Annotated in this window: 8 protein-coding genes; 2 read left to right on the top strand and 6 right to left on the bottom strand. The window is 62.8% G+C overall.

The features are described 5' to 3' along the window. Positions 1–216 precede the first annotated feature (216 nt). From F599_RS0110505 to F599_RS0110525, 5 genes are all read right to left on the bottom strand, one after another. Positions 217–597 (bottom strand): FtsB/FtsL family cell division protein, encoded by a 381-nt coding sequence (locus F599_RS0110505; protein WP_019543491.1) that lies wholly within the window; start codon positions 595–597, stop codon positions 217–219. Beyond that, on the bottom strand, positions 581–1,561 hold the full coding sequence (gene rsmH, locus F599_RS0110510) for a 16S rRNA (cytosine(1402)-N(4))-methyltransferase RsmH (protein ID WP_019543492.1): 981 nt from the start codon (positions 1,559–1,561) through the stop codon (positions 581–583). The genes F599_RS0110505 and rsmH overlap by 17 nt, the downstream gene beginning before the upstream one ends. A gap of 90 nt (positions 1,562–1,651) precedes the next feature. Next, positions 1,652–2,089 (bottom strand): division/cell wall cluster transcriptional repressor MraZ, encoded by a 438-nt coding sequence (gene mraZ, locus F599_RS0110515; RefSeq protein WP_019543493.1) that lies wholly within the window; start codon positions 2,087–2,089, stop codon positions 1,652–1,654. Positions 2,090–2,362: 273 nt separating this feature from the next. Beyond that, positions 2,363–4,273, bottom strand: a complete 1,911-nt coding sequence (locus tag F599_RS0110520; protein ID WP_019543494.1) for a fructose-bisphosphatase class III — start codon at positions 4,271–4,273, stop codon at positions 2,363–2,365. Positions 4,274–4,627: 354 nt separating this feature from the next. Then, positions 4,628–5,083: a metal-dependent hydrolase gene (locus F599_RS0110525; protein ID WP_019543495.1), complete on the bottom strand. Its 456-nt coding sequence runs from the start codon at positions 5,081–5,083 to the stop codon at positions 4,628–4,630. Between the two features lie 135 nt (positions 5,084–5,218). On the opposite strand from F599_RS0110525, the gene F599_RS0110530 reads away from it, so the two are divergent. Continuing rightward, the gene (locus F599_RS0110530) at positions 5,219–6,322 is read left to right on the top strand and encodes a hypothetical protein (RefSeq protein WP_019543496.1); all 1,104 of its coding nucleotides are present in this window, start codon (positions 5,219–5,221) and stop codon (positions 6,320–6,322) included. Positions 6,323–6,472: 150 nt separating this feature from the next. Continuing rightward, the gene (locus tag F599_RS0110535) at positions 6,473–6,952 is read left to right on the top strand and encodes a PTS sugar transporter subunit IIA (protein WP_019543497.1); all 480 of its coding nucleotides are present in this window, start codon (positions 6,473–6,475) and stop codon (positions 6,950–6,952) included. 119 nt (positions 6,953–7,071) lie between these two features. On the opposite strand, the gene F599_RS15615 is transcribed toward F599_RS0110535, so the two are convergent. After that, the coding region (locus tag F599_RS15615) for a hypothetical protein (protein WP_211209088.1) at positions 7,072–7,299 on the bottom strand (228 nt) is incomplete at its 5' end.

Consider the following 7,299-nt stretch of genomic DNA (forward strand, 5'->3'; position numbering starts at 1 on the left):
CCAAAGAGCCGCCCCCTATTATATAACGGAACTTCTGATTTTTGTAGGGGAAAAATGACCTCCTGCAGGAAAAAGTGCTCTCGCGCAAAGCCGCCCGCCCCGCAGACATTGTCACAGTAAACTCAACGCACAAACGTCCACTTTGTGGACATTGTGCGCCCGTCCTTACAGTAAATCAGGGCTCCCGCATCCTCCGATGCAGCAGCCCTGAAATGTTCACTGGCCCTTTTTGGCATGCACGAAATACACCTGCTGCGGCACCTCCATGCCGAGATCCTTCGTCGCGATGTCCTTGATGCGCTGCGGCGACTTGAGCCGCGCGATGTCGATCTTGAGGCGCTCGTTCTCCTGCTCGACCGCCTCCGCCTGCTGCTCCGTATGCACGAGGTCGTAGCCGCGGCTCGCACTGAGGCCGCTCCTCACAGTGATCGTCATCGCCATGACGGCGAGCACGATGAGCAGCGTCTTGCAGCGCCTGCGCATCTGTTCATCGAGGCACGTGCGGATCCGCTCCCGCTGCCGCAGGCGCGGCGGAGGGGACGGCTTCGCGGCGAGTTCATATTCTTCGTATACCGCTTTTTCAGCTCTCGCAGGCATCGGTGTCCCCTCCTTCTTCCGCTGTCGTCGCAAGCTTCTCCGCGATGCGCAGCTTCGCACTCTTCGCGCGCGTATTTGCCGCAAGCTCCGCCTGCCGCGCCTGCCGCGGCTTGCCGATGAGGCGGATCTCAGGCTTATGATGGCAGACGCAGACAGGGAGTTCCGGCGGGCAGATGCAGCCGCGCGCGAGCTCTTTGAGCGTCTGCTTCGCGATGCGGTCCTCGAGCGAGTGGAACGTGATGACCGCGAGCCTGCCGCCCGGCCGCAGATGGTGCACGGCCGCACGCAGCGACTGCGCGAGGATGCCGAGCTCGTCGTTGACCTCGATGCGGATGGCCTGGAACACGCGCTTCGCGGGATGGCCGTTTTCCGCGCGGCGCACAGCCTTCGGCACCGCCCGGCAGAGGATGTCGACGAGCTCGCCCGTCGTCTCGATGGGCTTTTCCCGCCGCGCCGCCACGAGGAACTTCGCGATGCGCCGCGCCCAGCGCTCCTCACCGTAGTCGTGGAAGATGCGGTCGAGATCGTCCTCGCTGTACGTATTCACGACCTCATAGGCCGAAAGCTTCGCCTCAGGATTCATGCGCATGTCGAGCGGCGCATCCTGCATATAGGAGAATCCCCGCTCTGCCGTATCGATCTGGTGCGAGGAGACGCCGAGGTCGAAGAGCACGCCGTCGACGCGCGGCGCGTCCGTCCTTTCGAGAATCGCATCGAGATTCTGAAAATTATCATGCACGATGTCGACGCGGCAGGACACGTCCGCGAGACGCGCCCGCGCCGCCTCGATGGCCGCCTCGTCCTGATCGATGCCGATGAGCCTGCCCGCGGCGGACAGCCGCTCCGCGATGCGGTGCGCATGGCCCGCGCCGCCGAGCGTGCAGTCCACATAGATGCCGTCCGGCCGGATGGCCAGGCCATCGATGACCTCCTCCGGCATCACGCTGATATGATGAAACGCCACCTGCACACCTCCTCTCACGTATCACTGATGAAAAGCGCCGCCACCTGCCGCGCTCGGAAACGAGCCGCCCGATACCATGCCGGGCCTGTGTCAGATCCCGACGTCCGCGAGCGTCGCCGCGATCGCCGCGACGTCCGGCTCCACCTCGTCGCTATAGGAACGCCACTGCTCCTTGCTCCAGACCTCGATACGGCTGTCCGTGCCCGTGAGCACGACCGTCTGCTTGAGCGCGATGCCCGCATAGCTGCGCAGGTTCGCCGGCACGAGGAACCGCCCCTGCTTGTCGCACTCGAGACTGCGCGCGCTCGAGAAAAAGAACCGCGCGAGCGCGCGCGCCTCTGGCCGTACGAGCGGCAGCTGCCGCAGCTTGGCCGCGAGCGCCTCCCACTCCGCCTGCGCGTAGAGGAACAGGCAGTGGTCGAGCCCTTTCGTAATGATGAAGGAGACACCGAGCTCCGCGCGGAAATCAGCGGGCAGGATGACGCGGCCCTTCGCGTCGATCGTATGGGAATACTCTCCCATGAACATCCTGTCCCACCACCTTTTCCCCACGCAGGGACACTTTCCCCCACAATTCACCACTTTACCTATTCTTTTTATAACAGAAAATTCCTGCCTTGACAAGGGAACGCGGTCAAAAAAATGGACTTGCCATCATTTCCCATGGCAAGTCCCAACCGCTGACGCTTCATCGCTCCGCAGGCGCGGGATCCGGCCCGACGCGGACGCGTCGGCGGCAAGCGCAAGGCCGTGAAGCGCGCGGCTTTCCCAGCGAAGCAGCGCCCGCCAGCAGCCGCCCCCTCACGCGCGCGGCTGGATCAGCCCGTTCTGGTACGCGAGCAATAGATGATAGAGATCCGTGATCTCCTCCTGGATGGCCTGCCCCTCGTCCGTATCGGCCACCGTCGCGTGGCGGCTCACGAGCTCGACCGTCTCGGAGACCGACTCGATATCGCCGTTGTCGCGCAGCGCCGTGCGCACGTCGGCGATCTTCTGATGCGCGAGCAGGCGCAGGCCGCGCGAGTTCGAGATGAGCGTGAAGCCCGAGATGCCGGTCTTCTCATGATAGGCGCGGCAGAAGCCGCCGTCGATGATGATGGCTCGCCCGCCCGCCTTCACGGGCGTCTCTCCCTTTTTCACCTTGACGGGCACGTGGCCGTTGATGATGTGGCCCGTCGCGGGCGAGAGGGAGAACTCCTCGAGCACGCGTGCGCAAGTCTCCTCGTCGTCGATGAGGCGGTAGTAGGGATCGGCCGGCTCCTCCCAGGTGCGCTTGTCCGCAAGAAACGTCCGCTCGAACGTCCGTACCTCGCGTCCCGAGAGCGGCGAGAGGCGTCCGCACCAGAGGAAGTAGAGGAAGTCGAGCGCCTCCTGCTCGCGGTAGAGATACGCCTGCCGCGCCATCTGCTCGCAGAAGTCGAACCACGCCCGTCCGGCATACGTCCTGCCGCCGAACGTGATCTCCCGGAGCTCCCCCCGCTCCGTGAGCGGCACACAGCCGTGGAAGAGCAGGTTGCCGTTGCAGCGGCGGTAGAGGCTCCCCTTGCGGTAGAGGAACGCGATATGGCGCCTTAGCGGCGGACTCTCGACGAAGGAGTCACGCAGGCCCGCGAGCACCTCCCGCTCCTCGGCCGTGAGTGCGTAGGGATCCGCCGCGTCCTCATCGATGGTGGGGAAATACGCCTTGCGCAGCTCATAGCGCTTCCCATCGGCGAGCTCGGCCCAGACGTTGCGGAAATCAATCCTCCCGAGCAGGCGCCGCCCCGCCATACAGAAATCGGGATTGCGCGCGATGAGCGCCCCCTCGACCTTGAACAGCATGACCGTCACGGCGCGCTCCGCCGCCTTGAGCGGCGCCTCATCGGGATAGAGCCGCTGCGCGAGCGTCGTGAGTGGCCAGAGGCTGATGCCGTAGCCGCGCTCGAGCACCGCCGTATTGCCGTAACGCAGGCAGTTGCGCACGACACTCGCGACGCACGCCTCGCTGCCGAGCGCCGCGCCCATCCAGAGCACATCGTGGTTGCCCCACTCGATATCGACGGACGGATACTCCATGAGCATATCCAGTATGGCGTCCGGCCGGTCGCCGCGGTCGAAGAGATCGCCGACGATGTGCAGATGGGAGACGGCGAGCCGCTTCACGAGCGCCGCGAAATCCTCGATGAACGCAGCGCCCGCATCCGCCTGCACGATGCTCGCGAGCAGGCGCTGCTGATACGCGAGCTGCGCCGCGTCCGCCTCGGGGCGCGTGCCGAGGAGCTCGACGATGACCGAGCGCAGGCGCTCCGGAATCATCGCAGGCAAGCGCGACGCCGGATACTTGTAGCTCATGAGCTTCGCAAGCGCGAGCAGGCGCGCGATGTTCTCCCGGTACCAGGCAGGCGTCGCGCGCCGCGCCGCTGTCACCTGCTCGATCTTCTCCTTCGGATAATAGACGAGCGTGCAGAACTCCGCCTTCTCCTCGCCGCTCAGCCGCGCGCCGAACACATAGTCCACCTTCTCGCGGATGACACCGGAGCAATTATTCAGGATATGGAAAAACGCCGCATACTCGCCGTGCAGATCACTCATGAAATGCTCGACGCCCTTCGGCAGCACGAGCTGCCCCTGCAGATAGATGAGGCGGCTCTCCACCGCCGCCCTCGTCGGATACTTCTCCGCCAAGAGACGCAGCACCTTGCTCGGCGCCGCCGGACGCAGACTCGGACGCATAACTCTCCCTCCAGCATGAGTCTCCGGCACGCTGCCGCAGACATTTTTGTGGTATGATGATTCCTCTTGTGGAAGATTCGACATCTCCCACCCGATTCCTGCCAGAATATCGACATCTTCGAAGGAATCCCCCTCAGCGTCCTGCACGGAATGCCCTGGCAGGCAGAGAAGCACAGCAAACTCAACGCACAAACGTCCACTTTGTGGACATTGTGCGCCCGTCCTTGCAGTAAATCCAGCCAATCGCGCGGCGCCTGACGGCTTGCGCTCTTGGGATTTACACAGCAAAAGCGCCGACGCCCTCTCCTCAAAAGGAAAGGACGCCGACGCTTCCTGCGTGGCGGCGCAGCCGTCTCAGCCGCTGAGGACGAGCCGGTGCGCGAGGTAACAGACGAACACGACGCCCGCGCTGAAGAAATACTCCGCGAAGCTGCCGACCGCGAAGAGCTTCACGCCGTGCTTGTCGCCCGGCGTGAGCAGCGGCACCTTGCCGCAGACGGCGTCCTCGGCGATGTGCAGCAACGCGCCGACGGCGAAATACGTGCCGATGACGGCGATCTCGCCGCCCGTCACACCGTAGTCGCCGCGCCCGAGCCGCAGCGAGAGACCGAGCAGCGCGCAGTAGAGCAGCGGCCAGTGCGACCAGCCGCGATGGCGGCTGCGCCACGACCAATAGCTGCCGGCGCGCGGATTGCCTTCGACCTTGTCCGGCAGGATGGCGCCGGCCATGCTGTAAGCCGTGAGCAGGAGATTCTCCGTCGCCGTATAGACGATGACGCCCGTGACGATCTGATGATTCACCCACTTCATCCGCACATCCCCTTCCCGAAAATCTTTCCTGCATTGTACCATGCGCAAATCCTTGTTGCAAACGCGCAAAAAGATAGGGTAAACTAGAAATACAAAACCCCGCCCATAGCGCGGGGAGACAAGGAGGCCTCTCTATTGGACGATCTCACCTGGCAGCGCAGCCTCGCCCTGCGCGACCAGCGCATACGGCGGCAGAAATACGGCCTGCTGCTCACAGCCATCGCAGCCATACTCGGCGCCATCGCCATCTGGTACGGCTGCTTCTACACGAAGACGCCGGAATACGCGCTCAAGGAAGCCCAGGCCGCCATCGAGCAGCGCGACAGCGAGAAATTCGCCCGCTACGTCAACCTCGACCTGCTCACGAGCCAGGCCTATGACGACCTCACCGTCGACCTCTTCGCTTACGATGCCACCCTCACGCCGAAGACACGCGTGCTCTTCGAGAAATTCTACGTTCTCGTCAAGCCGGAGCTCTCACGCGGCGCAGCCGAGGCCATTACGCGGCGCATCGACAGCGGCCTCTGGACGCTCCCCGACGGGCTCGACATCCTCAAGGGACGCCAGCTCGGCATCGACTTCGAGCGCTTCCTCGAGCGCACGCAGCTCCGCAACACCACGCTCGTCAGCGTCGGGCACGTCACCCACGACGGCAGCACCGCCACGGCGGAGCTCAACATCCGCGAGGACTGCACCGACACCTCGTTCACCCTCGTGATCGCGCTCGAGGAGGCCGCGGACGGCCATTGGCAGATTGCCTACATCAAGAACTACCGCGACTACCTCGACACCGTCGCGCCGCTCATCAACGGCGACATCGCCGACTACATCGAGACAACGAAGCCCATCGTCGACGACGCGAATGATATCTTTGCCGCGCAGAAGGCAAGATTCGCCGCGCTCAGCCGCACAAGCGACGGCAGGCCCAGCGCGCAGCAGCGCAAGGAACTCGCGAAATTCCTCGAGGACGACGTCATCCCCGCGCTCAAGGACCGCCAGAAAAAGCTCGACGAGATCGACGTGCCGTCCGGTGCCGGCTACCTCGCCCGCCAGCGCCAGCTCTCGACCGAGACGACCATCCGCGCCTGGCAGCACTACATCAAGGGACTGCGCGGGGATCAGCCGCGCGAGTTCGACGCCGCCGAGACGCTCCTCAAGCAGGAGCTCGCCATCGACTTGCGTATCGACGACATCATCAAGCATACAGCGGTCAGCAAGAACATCCCGACCCTGCCCTGATGTTAACAAGTTTTTAAAAATAGGCTTGCAGTCCCATTGTGTTCATGATAAACTATATACACGAACGTCTGCTGCAAGCCTATCGACACCGCTCCTGCAGTCCCCCATCCCCTGCGCGGATGGCAGCAATAGAGAAAGAAGGAATCCGCCATGAAAAACGAACCAGCATCCTATCAGATCATCGCACCGATTTCTGGCAAAATCATCGAGCTCTCCACCGTGCCGGATCCCGTATTCTCCGAAAAGCTCACAGGGGACGGGCTTGCCATCCTCGCAGCCAGCGACGAAGTCCTCGCCCCGTGCGACGGTGAGATCACACTCTTCTTCGACACCAAGCACGCCTTCGCCATCACGACGAGCGCCGGCGTCCAGGTGCTCGTCCACGTCGGGCTCGACACCGTCATCATGGAGGGAGAGGGCATCACGGCGCTCCACCACACAGGCGACAAGGTCAAGGCCGGCACGCCGATCCTCCGCCTCGATCTGCCGCTCCTGGAGAAACGTCACATCAACCTCATCTCCCCGGTCCTCATCGTCAACTATGACAAAGTACGCCGCCTCGTCACGCCGGAGCGCCCGGGAGAGCGCGTCGCCGCCGGCGAGGACGCCGTGCTCGAGTACGCCGTCTGACAGACCGCCGCCAATAGATACCTCGGCCGCAACTCAGGCCACCATAAGCAAGGGGCTGTTGCACGTATCAACAACGTGTAGCAGCCCCTTTTAGTTTGCAAAAAAATGTTGCCAAGGACTTAAAAATCCTTGGCAACAGGCGTAAAATATAGATATGCAAAATCAAATTTTACAAGGAGATTATACATCCCTCGGCGGAAGTTTTCAACTCTGCCTTCCCTTAAATTTTGAATTTCAAATTCCAAAGGATGACCCGGTCCGTCTGCTACGCCACTTTGTGGATGAAATGGATTTATCCGCACTTTACCAGACATTCTCTCAGGCCCATAAGAACCGAGTGCAGCCGC

Source organism: Selenomonas bovis DSM 23594, assembly GCF_000381005.1.
In the GTDB taxonomy this organism is placed as follows: domain Bacteria; phylum Bacillota; class Negativicutes; order Selenomonadales; family Selenomonadaceae; genus Selenomonas_C; species Selenomonas_C bovis.